The organism is Candidatus Accumulibacter sp. ACC007 (assembly GCF_907163205.1).
Classification (GTDB): Bacteria; Pseudomonadota; Gammaproteobacteria; order Burkholderiales; family Rhodocyclaceae; genus Accumulibacter; species Accumulibacter regalis.
This window is the reverse complement of the sequence record NZ_CAJQUD010000001.1, coordinates 2,285,141-2,299,791: the sequence shown is the minus strand read 5'-3', so window position 1 is coordinate 2,299,791 and position 14,651 is coordinate 2,285,141. Positions and strand designations below refer to the sequence as shown.

Below are 14,651 nucleotides of genomic sequence, written 5' to 3'. Positions count from 1 at the left end.
GACCCTGTGCTCGTGCGATGCCGCGGCCCGCACCGCAACTGGTCATAACTGGGAACTATGCATAATGGCCGAAAGCGGCCCGCAACGACGTATGGAAAGGGAGTTAAAGAAAATCGGCGGCCGTTGAACGCTTAGTGCCTCACGATCAACCGCCATTAGTATAATATTGCGCTATGGCAGGAAGTTTGGCGAGACAATTCATGTAATTGTTGAGTTTTGGCGCCACTGTTTCGATCAAATCGCTTGGAATGTGATCCAGTTTCCCGGAACTGAGCCAACGCAGGATAACGAAGGCTTTGAGGTCGGCAATGGTCAGGCGATTGTCCGAAAGAAACTCTCCGCCGTGGCTTTCAAGTTGATGCTGGAGCCACCGCAAATACTTGGGTAATGCGTCGGTTACCAAGGCGTCGCGACCGCTTTTCAGGTCGTCGCCTGCTTTTCCAAAAGTTGCCCCAAGTTTCACGTTAATATCTTCCAGCGCACCCATGACTTCGTCACACAACAAGGCCTGAAAATTATCTTCGGGATACAGCCCGGAAAGTTTCCCGACATAACGCGTAATCGCGTCACTTTGCGTGATTTGCACATCATTGACGTGAAGGGTCGGAACCTGATTCAGGGGTGTCGTCTTGCGGACTTCAGCAAAATCGCTCGGCGCAAAGCGATAGTCCTCAAACGGAACTCCGCCGATATGCATGGCCAGCCGGGCAGGCTCTGCCCGTCCGCCGGGGAAGTCGAAATAGGTCAGCTTCAGTTTGTTCATTTGTCGCCTTTCTGAGGTGTCGAGTCTTGGGGAAGCGCTGAGGATGGTGCCAAGAGGCTCTATGTCGTTTCGTGTGGAACCGGCGATGGGTTTCGCGTTTTGAGGGGGCGGTGATGTCAAGGGCGGACGCAGTCCGGGCGCAGCCGAACCCTTTACATCGCTGCCCCCTCGCTTACGCTTGCTCCGGGCCGAGGAAGGCAGTCTGCCGCCCTCGGCATGGAGGACAATGGCGGCCTTTCCTCTCGCGACCGGTTCCTCATGATTGAAACGCTGTTCACCCAGGCTCTGGGCCTCGTTGCTCCTTGGCAGGTCGATGAAGTCATCTTCAAGCCAGAGAACGCGCGGATCGATTTCCAGGTCGGATTTGGCGCCGCCATTCACGCTTGCCCAGCTTGCGGTGCAGCGGCGCAGCCGCTGCACGACCGCTTGGCGCGCTCTTGGCGCCATCTGGATTTCTTCCAATACGAGGCCCACCTGCATGCCGAGGTGCCGCGAGTGGCCTGTGCCGGTTGCGGCAAGGTGACGCAGATCGCCGTACCCTGGGCGCGTGAAGGCAGTGGCTTCACCCTGCTGTTCGAGGCGTTGACGCTGATGCTGGCGCCGACCATGTCGGTCCTGGCGGCCGGCCGACTGCTGCGTGTCCGCAGTCGCCGACTGTGGCGCGTGATCAATCATCATGTGGGCCGGGCGCGCGCCCGGGAAAGTCATGCCAGGGTTCGCGCGATCGGCGTCGATGAGACCGCGAGCAAGCGCGGCCAGACGTACCTCTCTGTTTTTTATGACCTCGACGCACAGCGTCTGCTGTTTGCGACGCCGGGCCGGGACAAGGCCACGCTCGGGAAGTTCGCCAGCGACCTCAGGGCGCATGGCGGCCAGCCCACCGCGATCACCCATGTCAGCATGGACATGAGCGGCTCGTTTCAGGCCGGCGCCGCCGAGCACTTTCCAGCAGCCGAGGTCTGCTTTGATCGCTTTCACGTCGTTGCTCTGAGCAGCACGGCGCTGGACGAGGTGCGACGCGCCGAGGTCAAGACCGCGCCCGAACTCAAAGGCACCCGCTGGGGCCTGCACAAGAAACCCGCCGACTGGACCGTCAAGCAAACCGACACCATGTACTGGTTGCAGCGCTCGAACCTCAAGACCGCACGGGCCTGGCGGATCAAGCAGGCGCTGCGCTCCATCTACGCCACCGCCACGACACCTGACGAAGCCAACCCCCTGCTCAAGCGCTGGCTCAGTTGGGCCAGCCGCTGCCGACTCGAACCCTTCAAGCGCCTCGGCCGGACCATCAGCAAGCATCTTCCTGGCGTCCTCAACGGTTTTCACCCCGGCAAGCACAATGGCCGGGTCGAAGCGATGAATCGAGCGCTCCAGGAGGCGCGCGCAAGGGCACGTGGCTATCGCCGCGTCGAAAACTTCATCGCCATGGCCTACCTCATCGCTGGAAAGCTCACTCATTTGCCCGCCTCGCCCTTCGCCCCATTCTTGCCCGTTCCACACGAAACGACCTAAACCCTGCCAAGAGCGGTCCCGCGGGGAAGCGTTCGACCGCCGAAAGCGAAACTTTTCTGCACTTCTCGGCAGCTTTCCCTTCGCGCGTGTACGCGATCTTGTTGCGGCGATTGGGGTCTGCTGCGAAATGAAATCGAGAGGCTCTACGACGCTGAAATGAGAGCCTCGATTTTATGCTTAAACTTGGAGTGTCGGCTTTCATGCGTGAATTGCCGCGATCTCGCCATGGCCGGCAGCAGCGGTTGCCTGAATCTTCCGTAGGTAGTCACTGGAATGCATCTGCCAACGCCCAAGGGTCCCTTGTCAACACCAGTTCGATTCACCACGCCGCCTGCTGCCGAGTGCAAGCACGGTGCGCGAGCTGCCCAATCTACCAGTAACTCATCCCGCCGCGGTAAAGATGGCGCAGGTCGTCCTGAAGGATTTCGCGCGGCGCGTTGGTCAGCAGGCGCTGTTGCGCCCAGGCACCCCGGGTCAGCGCCTCGACGTCGGCTTCGCCGTAACCCACCCCGCCGATGCCGTTGGGAATGCCGGTAGCCTTCATCATCTTGATCAACTGGCCGGCGAGGATTTCTGCCGCGTCTTCGTCGGTGGCCCCCTTTACCTCTGCTCCGAGGCAGTGCGCTCCGTGGAGATGGCGTTGCGGGCAGGCGCTCGCCGTGAACCGGAACACCGAGGGCGCATTGACGATGACGCTCATGCCGTGCGGCACCATCGGCTCGTCCTGCGGATAACCCGCGGCGCGATAGTCGCGAACCAGCCCGGCCACAGAATAGGCCATGCCATGTGGCAGGTGCACGCCGGAGTTGCCGAAGGCGATTCCGGCAAGCATGGCGGCATACATCATCCTGTCGCGTGCTTCGGTATCGCTGGCGTCATTCACTGCGCGCTGCAGGTACTGACCGGCAAGTTTCAGCGCCGCTTCGCAACCGACGTCGCTCCAGGGATCGGCGCCCTGGCTCATCGGTCGCAGGGAGGGTGTGGGCGACGCGGCGCGCCGAGTGTAGGGTTTCGCCGTGTAGGACTCCAGCGCGTGCGAGAGCACGTCGAAGCCGCTGGCGGCGACGACGTTCCTGGGCAGGGTGTAGGTGGTCGCGGGATCGATCAGCGCCAACGACGGCCTGAGGCGCTTCGACGCGATGCCCGTTTTCACGTGTTGGGCGAGCAGGTCAAAGATCGTGATGCCGGTGCACTCGGAACCGGTGCCGCAGGTTGTGGGGCAGGCGATATGCGCCTTGAGCGGGCCGGGTATCGGCCGCCCCTTGCCGATGGGGGCATTCACGTAGTCGAGAAAATCGGCCGGGTAGGTGGCGTAGAGGTTGGCGGCCTTGCAGGTGTCGATGACCGATCCGCCCCCGCAACGCCATACCGCTGCAACTGCCTTGCGCCGTCCCGCTTTCGCGGGGCAGCGGATCAACCTGGATCGCCAAGCCCCCGCCGCAACCTCGGTGCAGCGAAATCGATGAATGCGCGCACGTTCGGCGAGAGTAGCCGGGCTTGCGGATAGACGATGTGGGCGGGTGTTCGCGCGGCATGGTGGCTGGCCAGGACCTCGATCAGCGTGCCGGCGCGCAGTTCCTCGCGCACGTGGTAATCAAAGAACTGTCCCCAGCCCAGCCCCAGCACACAGGCCTGCACGGCGGCATCGATCTGGTTGGTGGCCAGCACGCTGTTCACGGTTACCCGCAGCGCCTTGTCGCGCTCGCGGATCTCCCACTCGGCGGGTGACACCAGGCCCGTGAAACTGACGCAGGGCTCGCCGGCCAGATCGCCAGGGGTGCTCGGCGCGCCGCGGCGCGCGAGCAGGGCCGGGCTGCCGACGATCAGGCGGCGGGTGTCCCCGATCGGCACGCCGACCATCGACGAATCGGGCAGTGGCGCCAGCCGCACCGCGAGATCGATCCCTTCCTCAAGCAGATCGGTCAGGCGGTCGAGCAACAACAGTTCGACGTGCATCTGCGGGTGCTCGGCGAGGAAGTCGATGACCAGCGGCGCCACGAACTGGCGGCCGAAGGGCACCGACGCGGTGATTCGCAGATTCCCGCGCGGCTCGATCCGGCGTGCGCTCAGACTCGCCTGCGCTTCGTCGACTGCCGCCAGGATGACACGGCAACGCGCGCAGTATTCGCGGCCTTCGTCGGTCAGGGCCATGCGTCGCGTGCTGCGGTTCAAGAGCCTCACCCCGACTTCGCGTTCGAGCGCTGCCAGGGTGCGCACCATCGACGGCTGCGAGACCGCGAGCGCCTCCGCCGCCGCTGTCAGGCTGCCGGAATCGACGATCTTCACAAACGCGCGCAGCGCGGAGAGCATGTCCATGACGTCGGATATTACTGCGCAATCTGCAGCAATCAAATCCCGTTCTCGCCATTTATCGGTGCCTGCGAAGCGATCAAGATAGCAATCGTCGCCCCTGCTGCGACACCCGAACCCCAACCCATCGAGAAGGGAAATTCATCATGGCTCGTGCCTTCAGCGAAATCGCTTTCACCCCCGGCGTGCGCGCCTTCCAGACCCGCATGGGCAGCCGGGAAAACTACGCCCGTCTGGACCATGTTGACTACCGTGGCGACACGCTTGGCCCGACCGAGGCCGAATTCATCGCCGCGCGCGATGGCTTCTACCAGGCCAGTGTGGGCGACAACGGTTGGCCCTACGTGCAATTTCGCGGCGGGCCGGCCGGCTTCCTGCGCGTGCTCGACCAGCGCACGATCGGCTACGCCGATTTTCGCGGCAACGTGCAATACATCAGCGCGGGCAACATCGAAGCCGACGGTCGCGTCTCCCTGATTCTGATGGACTATGCGCAGCGGCGCCGCCTGAAGATATGGGGGCGCGCACGGCTGGTGGACGCGGCTGACGATGCGCCGCTGATCGCGCGCCTGGAGGATGGCAACTATCGCGCGCGTAGCGAGCGCGCGGTGGTGATCAGCGTCGAGGCCTTCGATTGGAACTGCCCGCAGCACATCACGCCGCGCTTCACCGAAACGGAGATCGGCCAGCGCACGCAAGTGCTGCATGCCGAGATCGCGCGACTGCAGCAAGCGCTCGCGCGCGACGCGAAGCCTATGAGATAGCGGTGCTGCGCGGCTGTGGCTGCACGCTCAGTGAGGGTTTCCGGTCGCCACACCCGACGCCATCAGGCAGCCAGGTTGTCATTGCGAGGAGGCGAAGCCGACGCGGCAATCCAGCTCCATCTTCTGATTCTCTTTCCGCCTCCGCATCGACAACGCAAGGAGCCAAACCTCTGGATTGCCGCGTCGGCTCCGCTTCCTCGCAATGACGTGCCGGCGAGCGGCATCGCGATGCCCTTGGCTGCGCCTGAACCAGGCCCGGCTTCAGTGACAGCGACGGTTCTCATCTTTCCGATGACGCGGGCTTGGCGCGTCGATCCTGTAGAAGGCGTAGTCGTGCGCGATGCCGTTCGACTCGACGCTTGCCTCATGTGACAGCTTGCCGCCTATCTTTTCCATTGCCCGCCGTGAACGCCAGTTGTTCGTGCCGACGTGGAACCAGACGACTTTCGCGAACAGGAAGGCGTGGCCGAGCATAAGCTGCTTCATTTCCCGGTTCGCGCTGCCACCCCAATGGCTGCGGGCCAGGAAGGTATAGCCGATGGCGACCTCCGTGGTGTCAGGATTCCAGTCGTAGTAGCGCGACGAACCGATCACCGTGCCCGAGGGCTTGTCGATGACCACCAGCGCGCCGCCAGACGCCAGGGCGCTGGCAAAAAAGCCCGCAAAGACGGCTCGCTGATAGCGCAAGGGCTCCGGATGCTGCTCCCAGATCAGGGGGTCGGAAGCGGCCGCGTAAAGCGCCTCGAAATCGTCGGCATGCACCGGGCGCAGCGAAATCGTTTCGCCGCTGAGCGTCGGCTGGAGATCGAAGTTCGACGCCGCGTGCGTCCCGGATTCCTCTGCCAGTACGTTTCGCTCCGCATTCGTCGCGTCCATCGGGTGAACCTCCTCGTTGCCCACAAATATGCAAGTCCGAGTTCTGCATCGGCTTTCGCCCAGCCACGACGCCACAGGTGCGCGGCGCGGTGTTGTCACGTCACGGGCGCCCTTCGAACTGTTGCATAAACGACAGGCCCAGACGAGGTTGTCACCGCTATTCGCACCACCTCGTTTCGTTGGTATGAGCTGGTCTACCGAAAGAGAATCACGTCTTCCACAGTAACAGCAAGCCTGCGGGAGCAGCATTTTCAGGCGATCATCGTCAGCCCAGGGGCCGATGCTAGCGTAGTGTTGCCTTCTTGACGAGACTTCAAGAAAGCGTGAAGACAGCGGGTAATCCGGCGCCCCTCCCGCACCCACCGTCATTGCGAGGAGGCGCAGCCGACGCGGCAATCCAGTGCCATTCTCTCACTGCCTTTCCGCCGCATCGCCAATGCGCAGCGGCAAATCTCTGGATTGCCACGTCGGCTGCGCCTCCTCGCAATGACGCGTCGGCTGATGTCTTCATGTTCCGAAGCGTTTCGCACGACATCGACATCGACATCGACATCGTCGCCTATCGGCGTGGTGTGCGAACGAGGAGCTTTTATCGCCCGATGAATCGGGCTCCTACAGGGGCGGGCGCGTCGTTCTTTGGGTGGGAGCGCGGATTTGTCGGGCGCTGCTTTGCTGGTGTGTCAGAGCTCGCCGCTGTCGCCAGGCGATGCGCCGAGCAGCAGCGCCACCGCGCTGTCGGCGAGTTCATCGAGCGAAAGCCTGCCGTCGGCACGATACCAGTGCTTTGACCAGTTGAGCATGCCGAACAGCAGCAGCCGTACCGGCGACGCGGCGGACGGGATCTTGCCGGCTTGCGCCAGTTCGTCGAGCGTCGCTTGCCACGGCGCCTGGTAGCGGTCGAAGGCGGCGGCGATTTCGGCGTGCGCGGCGGCGTCGAGGGCGCGCGTTTCGCCGAGTAGCATCGGCGCCGGGCACTCGCCTTCGAGCAGGGTGCCGAGGTGGGTGCGGACCAGTATGCGCAGCCGCTGCTCGGGTTCGCTGACGCCGTCGATGGCGGCGAGCAGGCGCGCGTAGCCCGCGTCGAGGCCCTCGACCATGGCCGTCTTGAGCAATTCCTGTTTGCTGCGAAAGTGATAGAAGGGGCTTCCCGAGCGCATGCCGACGGCGTCGGCGATGTCGCGCGTGGTGGTGGCGTCGAAGCCCTTTTCAACGAACAGTCGTGCCGCGGCGCGCAGCAACTCGGCGCGGCGATTGGGCTCGAGCCCGGCTTCTGCCTTTCGTCTCGGCATCGTATCAAGCCGGGCCGAGGGCGTACGGCGCGCGCGGCGTGGCGCGCGGTCGATGGCTGCGCAGGCGGGTGATCGTCACAGCGCTGCCGCGACCCGCGTCCCCTGGTCGATGGCGCGTTTGGCGTCGAGTTCGGTGGCGACGTCGGCGCCGCCGATCAGCGTCACCGGGATGCCGGCGGCCTGCAGCGGGGCGAGCAGTTCGCGGCGCGATTCCTGGCCGGCGCAGACGACGACGGTGTCGACCGCCAGCGTCCTGGCCTGGCCGTCGACGGTGATGTGCAGGCCGGCGTCGTCGATGCGCTCGTAGTTCACGCCGCCGATCATCTGGACGCCGCGCTTCTTGAGCAGGGTGCGGCGAATCCAGCCGGTGGTCTTGGCCAGGCCGTCACCGACTTTCGAGGACTTGCGCTGGAGCAGAAAGACCTGCCGTGGTGCGGGCTCGTCGAGCGGCGGCTTGAGGCCACCACGGTGCGCGTAGCTCGGGTCGATTCCCCATTCGTCGTTGAAGCGTTCGGCCTCGCTCCTGTCGTCATGCGCGTGCGTCAGGAACTCGCCGATGTCGAAGCCGATGCCGCCGGCGCCGATGATCGCCACGCGCTTTCCGGCGACCTTGCGGCCTTCGACGATGTCGACGTAGCTGGCCACCTTGTCGCTGTCGATCCCGGCGATCGGCGGCTGGCGCGGGGTGATGCCGGTGGCCAGCACGACGTGGTCGAAGCCGCCGGCCTTGAGCAGTTCGGCATCGACGCGCTGGTTCAACTGCAGGGTGACGCCGCTGGTTTCGATGCGCCGGCCGAAGTAACGTAGCGTCTCGGCGAAATCCTCCTTGCCGGGGATGCGCCTGGCGAGGTTGAACTGGCCACCAATCTGTTCGGCGGCGTCGAACAGCGTCACCGCGTGGCCGCGTTCGGCGGCGGTGGTGGCGCAGGCCATGCCGGCTGGCCCGGCGCCGACGACGGCAACCTTCCTGCGCGCAGCCGCTTTTTCGATGCTCAGCTCGGTTTCGTGGCAGGCGCGCGGGTTGACCAGGCAGCTGCTCAACTTGCCGTTGAAGATATGGTCCAGGCACGCCTGGTTGCAGGCGATGCAGGTGTTGATCTCGTCGCCCCGGTTGGCTGCCGCCTTGTTCACGAAGTCGGCGTCGGCGAGGAAGGGGCGGGCCATCGAGACCATGTCCGCGCAGCCCGAGGCCAGCACCTCCTCGGCGACCTCGGGCGTATTGATGCGGTTGGTGGTGATCAGGGGAATGTTCACCGCGCCCTTCAAACGCTTGGTCACCCAGGCGAAAGCGGCGCGCGGGACCATCGTGGCAATGGTCGGGATGCGCGCCTCGTGCCAGCCGATGCCGGTATTGATCAGCGTCGCGCCGGCGGCTTCGATGGCCTTGGCGAGCTGCACCACTTCCTCCCAGCTGCTGCCGCCTTCGACCAGGTCCAGCATCGACAGGCGGAAAATGATGATGAAGTTCGGGCCGACTTTCTCGCGTGTCGCGCGCACCGTCTCGACCGCGAAACGGATGCGGTTTTCGAAGGAGCCGCCCCACTGGTCGTCACGCCGGTTCGTCTGCCGGGCGATGAACTGGTTGATCAGGTAGCCCTCGGAGCCCATGATCTCGACGCCGTCGTAACCGGCTTTCTGCGCCAGTTGCGCGCAGCGCACGTAGTCACCGATCGTCTTGCGAATTCCCCACTCGCTCAGCGCGCGTGGCGTAAAACGGTTGATTGGCGCACGCAGCTTCGACGGCGCGACGTTCAGCGGGTGATAGGCATAGCGGCCGGTGTGGAGGATCTGTAGCGCGATCCTGCCACCGGCGGCATGCACGGCCTCGGTGATCAGGCGGTGCTTGCGCACCTGCCAGGAAAAGCTGAGTTGCGAACCGAAGTGGTAGACCCGCCCGGCGAGGTTGGGCGAGAAGCCGCCGGTGACGATCAGCCCGACGCCGCCGCGGGCGCGCTCGGCGTAAAAGGCCGCCATGCGCTCGAAGCCGTTCTTCTTTTCCTCGAGCCCGGTGTGCATCGAGCCCATCAGCACGCGGTTGCCGAGCGTCGTGAAGCCCAGATCCAGCGGTGCCAGCAGATGCGGGTAGGGGGCGGGTTGTGTCGGGGGCAGCTTCGTGCCGGTGCTCTCGTTCATATGGGGGTGTCCGGAAAAGGGCGATCAATGTTTAAGCAAGCAAGCGCTTGGTTATCTTTACGCAAAAGATGGCAGTTTGCAAGCAAGGAGCGAAGGTGGGGCTCTCGCAGTACCGGTTTCCGCTGGCATCGCCCGAGTCCGGGTCGTGCGTTGATACGTCGTCTCGCGCGCAGCGTTTGCTCAGTACCCGCTAAGTCTGGCTGCGTACTCTTTGAATCACGCAACTTTCTGCGTGAATACAAAAGGAGTACGAACATGAACAAGACCACCAAACTTGCGATCCTCGCCACGGCGATCGCCACCCTTGGCGGCGCCGCTTACGCCGCGAGATCCACTGAAAACGACGCCCTGGCGATCAATCAGGCAAAAATCCCCATCGCTCAAGCAATCAGCATCGCCGAGAAGCAGCACAACGGCAAGGCGAGCCAGGCCGAGTTCGAGCACACCAAACAGGGGGCGATCTATGAAGTCGAGGTCGTCGCCGGGGCCCAGGTGTTCGACGTCAAGGTCGATGCGGACAAGGGCACCATCCTGTCGTCAGCCGAGGACAAGGCTGACCGCCACGAGGGTCGCGACGAAGATCACGACGAAAAGGATTGATGGCGCTGCTTTCCACCGCGCCCCCATCTGCCGGTGCGGCGGCAGCGTTCAGCGCCTGGCTGTGCCGGCGCGAAACGCACTGGCTGGTCGAGCCGGTCCTTCCGTGGACGTTGATGGCTTGCCGACGCCTTTTCGGCCCACTGATTCGACGTCGCTGGGTTACCGAATGAAGACACCCTATGCCACGGCCAAGACTGCGCGGCCAAACTCCGGCTATACCTTTTCCACCACTGCCTGCGGGAGGACATCATGAATACCCTGTCACGTGACGATAGCCAGCGCATGCTCAACAAGGTTCCGGAAGTCACGCTCTTCTTCTGGATCATCAAGATCATGGCCACCACGGTCGGCGAAACAGCCGCTGACTTTCTCAATGTGAATCTCGATTTTGGCCTCACCGGGACCTCACTGGTCATGGGCGGACTGTTACTTGTGGCGCTGTTGGCGCAGATCAAAGTAAAACGGTACGTTCCCAGGATCTACTGGCTTGCCGTCGTACTGATCAGTGTTTTCGGTACCCTCGTCACCGATAATCTGGTCGATAATTTCGGCGTCTCCCTGCAGACCACCACCGCCGTCTTCAGCGTCGCCCTGTTGGCCGCCTTCGGGCTCTGGTACGCGAGCGAAAGAACGCTCTCGATCCACACCATTTTCACGACCCGGCGCGAATTGTTCTATTGGGCCGCCATCCTGTTCACTTTCGCGCTTGGCACCGCCGCCGGTGACCTTGCCGGGGAAGGCCTGCAACTGGGTTACGCCTACTCGGCTCTGATGTTTGGCGCAATGATTGGCGCGGTGACCATCGCCTATTACCTATTCAACCTGAACGCGGTGCTGGCGTTCTGGATCGCCTATGTGCTGACCCGTCCGTTCGGCGCCTCCTGCGGCGACCTGCTCTCACAACCGGTCGCCAACGGCGGACTCGGCCTGGGAAGCGTGGTCACCAGTGCCGTTTTCCTGCTGACGATCCTGGGTCTGGTTGCCTACCTGACAGCGACCGATCGTCGTCTGGCCGAGCGGATCTGATCAAGGCGCGCGACAGTCGCTGCGATGCTGGCCTTCTGGCATGATGGCCTTTGTCCGGCGACCGGGTGCGCGCTGAAACGTTTCACGCAGGGGGTTCGATGCGAGTTCTACTTGTCGAAGACGACCGGATGATCGGCGAAGCCGTGCAAGCGGCGTTGCTGGACGCTGCCTATGCCGTCGATTGGGTGCGCGACGGACAGATGGCCATTGACGCCTGCGAAATCCATCACTACGACATCGTACTGCTCGATCTTGGGCTGCCGAAGAAGGATGGCCTGCAGGTGTTGCACATCGTTCGCGCTCGCAACGATGCGGTGCCGGTGCTCGTCATCACGGCGCGCGACGCTGTTGAGAGCCGTATTCAGGGCCTCGATCTCGGTGCCGACGACTACGTATTGAAGCCTTTCGAAATGGCCGAGTTGTTGGCGCGCATGCGCGCGGTGGTCCGTCGCAAAGGGGGTGTTGCCGGCCCTCTGCTGTGCAACGGCACGCTATCACTGGATGTGGCGGCAAAAGCGGTGTCTGTCGACGGCAGGACGGTGCCCTTGTCGGGGCGCGAATTCGCCCTTCTGCACGCCCTGATGATCCGGCCCGGGGCGATCCTGTCGCGAAGCGAATTGGAGGATCGCATGTATGGCTGGGGAAGCGAGGTGGAAAGCAACGCCGTCGAGTTCATCATCCACTCGCTGCGCAAGAAACTCGGCAACGATGCCATCAAGAACGTGCGAGGCCTGGGATGGCTGGTCCCCAAGCACCATTGAGGCAATCGCTGGAGTTCAGGCTTTCGGCGTCGGTCAGTGCGCTGTTGCTGGGGGTGGCGATGGTCGCTGGGGTGTTCTCGTTCGTCACTGCGTTCGAAGAAGCGAACGAACTGCAGGACGACACGCTGCGGCAGATCGGCGCCCTCATCGACCGCAACCACCTTCCGGTTGGCAACGCGGCCACAGGTTTGCCCGACCTTGACTCGGATCCGGAGTCGCGCGTGGTGGTGCAGATGCTGCCCAACGCGGGCGGGGAAGCGGCGCGCTCGTCAGCAACGCCACTGTTGCTCTCCGCCGATTTGCCAGACGGTCTTCAGACCGTGATCGTTGGGAGTGAATCCTGGCGGCTTTTTGTCACCACACTGGCCGCCGACACACGCTTCGTCGTCGGGCAACAAACGGCGGTGCGCGACGAAATCGCCCGCGACGGCGCTTTACGCAGTTTGATGCCGTTCATCATTCTCATTCCCATCTTGTTATTGGTTCTGCGCGACGTCATCCGCCGAATGCTGAAACCACTGAACCGCCTCGCCACCGATCTCGACGTAAGGCGCGAACAGGATCTCGGTACGCTCAGCGCCACTGGTCTGCCGACCGAAATCCGCCCCTTCGTGGCAGCAATCAACCGCTTGTTCTCGCGAGTCGAGCAGTCAGTCAGTCAACAGCGCCGCTTTGTCGCCGACGCCTCACATGAATTGCGCTCACCGCTCACCGCACTGTCGCTACAAGCCGAGCGACTGGCCGACAAGGAAATGTCCAGCGTCGCAGGTGATCGCATGGCATCGCTGCGGCAGGGGATTCGCCGCGCGCGCCTGTTGCTCGATCAACTGTTGACCTTGACCCGGGTCCAGGAGCCGTCGGTCATGGCGGCCTCGCCAGTGTCGCTCCAGCAGATCTTTCGCCAGGTACTCGAAGATCTGCATCCGCAGGCTGCGGCAAAATCGATCGACATTGGGGTCAGCAGCGAACAGGATGCAAGCATCGTTATCGCGGAAATCGATCTGATGACCTTGCTGCGGAATCTCGTGGACAACGCAATCAAGTACACCCCGGAGGGTGGCCGGATCGATCTTTCGGTTGGTGTCGAAGACGACGCGGTTGTCGTACAGGTCAGCGACAATGGGCCCGGAATCGCTCCGAGCGAGCGGGCGCTGGTGTTCGAGCCATTCCACCGCGTGTTGGGAAATGACGAAGCCGGCTCGGGACTCGGACTCGCCATCGTCAAGGCGATCACCGATCGCTGCGCTGCTTCGGTGGCGCTGGACTACACGGACGTCGCCGAGTCGCGTGGATTGCGCGTTACGGTCACCTTCAGCGGGTCGGGGCGAAATGCCGGCACGATTGCTCAGCGTTAAGCGAGGCCGAGGTCGGACGGCGTGGCCGGCCATTGCGATCCTGGCCTTGGCGGGAAAGACATGACCGCCGAACCGTCGTCACGGCGAATTCCGCGCGGCATATGGGTGCTCGGCTTCGTCAGCATGTTGATGGATATTTCTTCGGAAATGATCCACAGCCTGCTGCCGCTATTCATGGTCACAAGCCTGGGGGCGAGCGCCTTCGTGGTCGGCCTGATTGAAGGTTTGGCCGAGGCTACGGCGCTGATCATCAAGATTTTCTCGGGCGCACTGAGCGACTATCTTGGCCAACGCAAGGGCCTGGCAGTCTTCGGCTACGCGCTCGGGGCGCTGACCAAGCCGCTGTTCGCCGTCGCTTCGTCGACCGGCCTCGTGCTCACAGCGCGTTTGCTCGATCGCGCTGGCAAGGGCATCCGAGGGGCGCCGCGCGATGCCCTTGTGGCAGATATCGCGCCAGCGCATTTGCGCGGTGCGGCGTTCGGCCTGCGTCAGTCGCTCGACACCGTGGGCGCATTTCTTGGCCCCCTGATCGCGGTGGGTCTGATGTTGATCTGGGCCAACGATTTCCGTGCGGTGTTCTGGGTGGCGGTGATTCCGGGGTTGATGGCGGTCGCACTATTGTTCTTCGGCCTGCGCGAACCTGAACGCCAGCAGACGGCGAAGCGCAGCAATCCGATCCGGCGAGAGAACCTGAAACGCCTGGGTGCCTCGTATTGGTGGGTCGTGAGCATCGGCGCCGTGTTCACCATGGCTCGTTTCAGCGAGGCGTTTCTCGTTCTGCGTGCGCAGCAAGGCGGCATACCGCTGGCCCTGGTGCCGTTGCTCATGGTGGCGATGAATGTGGTCTATGCCGCGTCCGCCTACCCGTTTGGCAGGCTCGCCGATCGGGTGAGCCACAAGAACTTGCTGGCACTTGGACTGGTCGTCCTGATTGCCGCCGATCTGGTCCTGGCCAGCGGTGTCCACTGGGCTGTCGTGCTTGCCGGCGTCGCCCTCTGGGGCATCCACATGGGCATCACTCAAGGCTTGCTGGCGACGATGGTGGCCGACACCGCTCCGGCCGACCTGCGCGGCACTGCGTTCGGGTTCTTCAGTTTGGTGAGCGGACTGGCGATGCTGCTGGCCAGTGTGTTGGCGGGGCTGCTGTGGGATCGGTTCGGCGCGTCATTTGCTTTCTATGCCGGCGCGATTTTCTCCGCCATTGCACTCCTGGGCCTGGCCTGGCAGCCAGCCATGCGCATGCGCAAGGCTTAGCGTGCTTC

Annotated in this window: 13 protein-coding genes and 1 pseudogene; 7 read left to right on the top strand and 7 right to left on the bottom strand. The window is 63.4% G+C overall.

All coding sequences use genetic code 11. The annotated features are described in order from the left end of the window. Positions 1–145 precede the first annotated feature (145 nt). Positions 146–763, bottom strand: coding sequence for a glutathione S-transferase (locus QZ634_RS10070; protein ID WP_291987771.1), 618 nt, complete (start codon positions 761–763; stop codon positions 146–148). 258 nt (positions 764–1,021) lie between these two features. On the opposite strand from QZ634_RS10070, the gene QZ634_RS10065 reads away from it, so the two are divergent. Continuing rightward, positions 1,022–2,275: an ISL3 family transposase gene (locus QZ634_RS10065; RefSeq protein WP_291988103.1), complete on the top strand. Its 1,254-nt coding sequence runs from the start codon at positions 1,022–1,024 to the stop codon at positions 2,273–2,275. A gap of 370 nt (positions 2,276–2,645) precedes the next feature. Here QZ634_RS10065 and QZ634_RS10060 read toward each other — a convergent pair whose 3' ends face one another. Further along, positions 2,646–3,692 carry a hydroxyacid-oxoacid transhydrogenase gene (locus QZ634_RS10060; RefSeq protein WP_291987769.1) on the bottom strand — a complete coding sequence of 349 codons (1,047 nt, stop codon included), beginning with the start codon at positions 3,690–3,692 and terminating at the stop codon, positions 2,646–2,648. Continuing rightward, entirely contained in the window at positions 3,689–4,591 is a 903-nt protein-coding gene (locus QZ634_RS10055; protein ID WP_291987767.1) for a LysR family transcriptional regulator, read from the bottom strand. The genes QZ634_RS10060 and QZ634_RS10055 overlap by 4 nt, the downstream gene beginning before the upstream one ends. 140 nt (positions 4,592–4,731) lie before the next feature. Between QZ634_RS10055 and QZ634_RS10050 the strand changes: the two genes are divergently transcribed. Continuing rightward, complete coding sequence (locus QZ634_RS10050) at positions 4,732–5,349, top strand: pyridoxamine 5'-phosphate oxidase family protein (protein ID WP_291987765.1); 618 nt, start codon at positions 4,732–4,734, stop codon at positions 5,347–5,349. Between the two features lie 261 nt (positions 5,350–5,610). Here QZ634_RS10050 and QZ634_RS10045 read toward each other — a convergent pair whose 3' ends face one another. The 4 genes and pseudogenes from QZ634_RS10045 to QZ634_RS10035 all read right to left on the bottom strand — a co-directional run bounded on the left by QZ634_RS10045 (position 5,611) and on the right by QZ634_RS10035 (position 9,647). Next, positions 5,611–6,225: a GNAT family N-acetyltransferase gene (locus QZ634_RS10045; RefSeq protein WP_291987763.1), complete on the bottom strand. Its 615-nt coding sequence runs from the start codon at positions 6,223–6,225 to the stop codon at positions 5,611–5,613. Between the two features lie 114 nt (positions 6,226–6,339). Continuing rightward, positions 6,340–6,474, bottom strand: a pseudogene (locus QZ634_RS21540) (HNH endonuclease); the annotation flags it as partial. 431 nt (positions 6,475–6,905) lie between these two features. After that, positions 6,906–7,514 carry a TetR/AcrR family transcriptional regulator gene (locus QZ634_RS10040; RefSeq protein ID WP_291987761.1) on the bottom strand — a complete coding sequence of 203 codons (609 nt, stop codon included), beginning with the start codon at positions 7,512–7,514 and terminating at the stop codon, positions 6,906–6,908. Positions 7,515–7,589: 75 nt separating this feature from the next. Further along, on the bottom strand, positions 7,590–9,647 hold the full coding sequence (locus QZ634_RS10035; protein ID WP_291987758.1) for an NADPH-dependent 2,4-dienoyl-CoA reductase: 2,058 nt from the start codon (positions 9,645–9,647) through the stop codon (positions 7,590–7,592). A gap of 255 nt (positions 9,648–9,902) precedes the next feature. On the opposite strand from QZ634_RS10035, the gene QZ634_RS10030 reads away from it, so the two are divergent. The 5 genes from QZ634_RS10030 to QZ634_RS10010 all read left to right on the top strand — a co-directional run bounded on the left by QZ634_RS10030 (position 9,903) and on the right by QZ634_RS10010 (position 14,643). Then, positions 9,903–10,247, top strand: a complete 345-nt coding sequence (locus QZ634_RS10030; protein WP_291987756.1) for a PepSY domain-containing protein — start codon at positions 9,903–9,905, stop codon at positions 10,245–10,247. A 249-nt stretch (positions 10,248–10,496) separates the two neighbouring features. Next, on the top strand, positions 10,497–11,273 hold the full coding sequence (locus QZ634_RS10025; RefSeq protein WP_291987754.1) for a hypothetical protein: 777 nt from the start codon (positions 10,497–10,499) through the stop codon (positions 11,271–11,273). A gap of 98 nt (positions 11,274–11,371) precedes the next feature. After that, positions 11,372–12,034 carry a response regulator transcription factor gene (locus QZ634_RS10020; protein ID WP_043566579.1) on the top strand — a complete coding sequence of 221 codons (663 nt, stop codon included), beginning with the start codon at positions 11,372–11,374 and terminating at the stop codon, positions 12,032–12,034. Then, positions 12,010–13,389 carry an ATP-binding protein gene (locus QZ634_RS10015; RefSeq protein WP_291987752.1) on the top strand — a complete coding sequence of 460 codons (1,380 nt, stop codon included), beginning with the start codon at positions 12,010–12,012 and terminating at the stop codon, positions 13,387–13,389. Before QZ634_RS10020 ends, QZ634_RS10015 begins: the two co-directional genes overlap by 25 nt. Positions 13,390–13,449: 60 nt before the next feature. Further along, complete coding sequence (locus tag QZ634_RS10010) at positions 13,450–14,643, top strand: MFS transporter (RefSeq protein ID WP_291987750.1); 1,194 nt, start codon at positions 13,450–13,452, stop codon at positions 14,641–14,643. Positions 14,644–14,651: the final 8 nt, after the last annotated feature.

Excerpts from the sequence above, each read along its gene's own strand:
- QZ634_RS10070 (WP_291987771.1), bottom strand. The coding sequence starts at position 763 with ATGAACAAACTGAAGCTGACCTATTTCGACTTCCCCGGCGGACGGGCA.
- QZ634_RS10065 (WP_291988103.1), top strand. The coding sequence starts at position 1,022 with ATGATTGAAACGCTGTTCACCCAGGCTCTGGGCCTCGTTGCTCCTTGG.
- QZ634_RS10055 (WP_291987767.1), bottom strand. The coding sequence starts at position 4,591 with ATGGACATGCTCTCCGCGCTGCGCGCGTTTGTGAAGATCGTCGATTCC.
- QZ634_RS10050 (WP_291987765.1), top strand. The coding sequence starts at position 4,732 with ATGGCTCGTGCCTTCAGCGAAATCGCTTTCACCCCCGGCGTGCGCGCC.
- QZ634_RS10045 (WP_291987763.1), bottom strand. The coding sequence starts at position 6,225 with ATGGACGCGACGAATGCGGAGCGAAACGTACTGGCAGAGGAATCCGGG.
- QZ634_RS10040 (WP_291987761.1), bottom strand. The coding sequence starts at position 7,514 with ATGCCGAGACGAAAGGCAGAAGCCGGGCTCGAGCCCAATCGCCGCGCC.
- QZ634_RS10035 (WP_291987758.1), bottom strand. The coding sequence starts at position 9,647 with ATGAACGAGAGCACCGGCACGAAGCTGCCCCCGACACAACCCGCCCCC.
- QZ634_RS10030 (WP_291987756.1), top strand. The coding sequence starts at position 9,903 with ATGAACAAGACCACCAAACTTGCGATCCTCGCCACGGCGATCGCCACC.
- QZ634_RS10025 (WP_291987754.1), top strand. The coding sequence starts at position 10,497 with ATGAATACCCTGTCACGTGACGATAGCCAGCGCATGCTCAACAAGGTT.
- QZ634_RS10020 (WP_043566579.1), top strand. The coding sequence starts at position 11,372 with ATGCGAGTTCTACTTGTCGAAGACGACCGGATGATCGGCGAAGCCGTG.
- QZ634_RS10015 (WP_291987752.1), top strand. The coding sequence starts at position 12,010 with ATGGCTGGTCCCCAAGCACCATTGAGGCAATCGCTGGAGTTCAGGCTT.
- QZ634_RS10010 (WP_291987750.1), top strand. The coding sequence starts at position 13,450 with ATGACCGCCGAACCGTCGTCACGGCGAATTCCGCGCGGCATATGGGTG.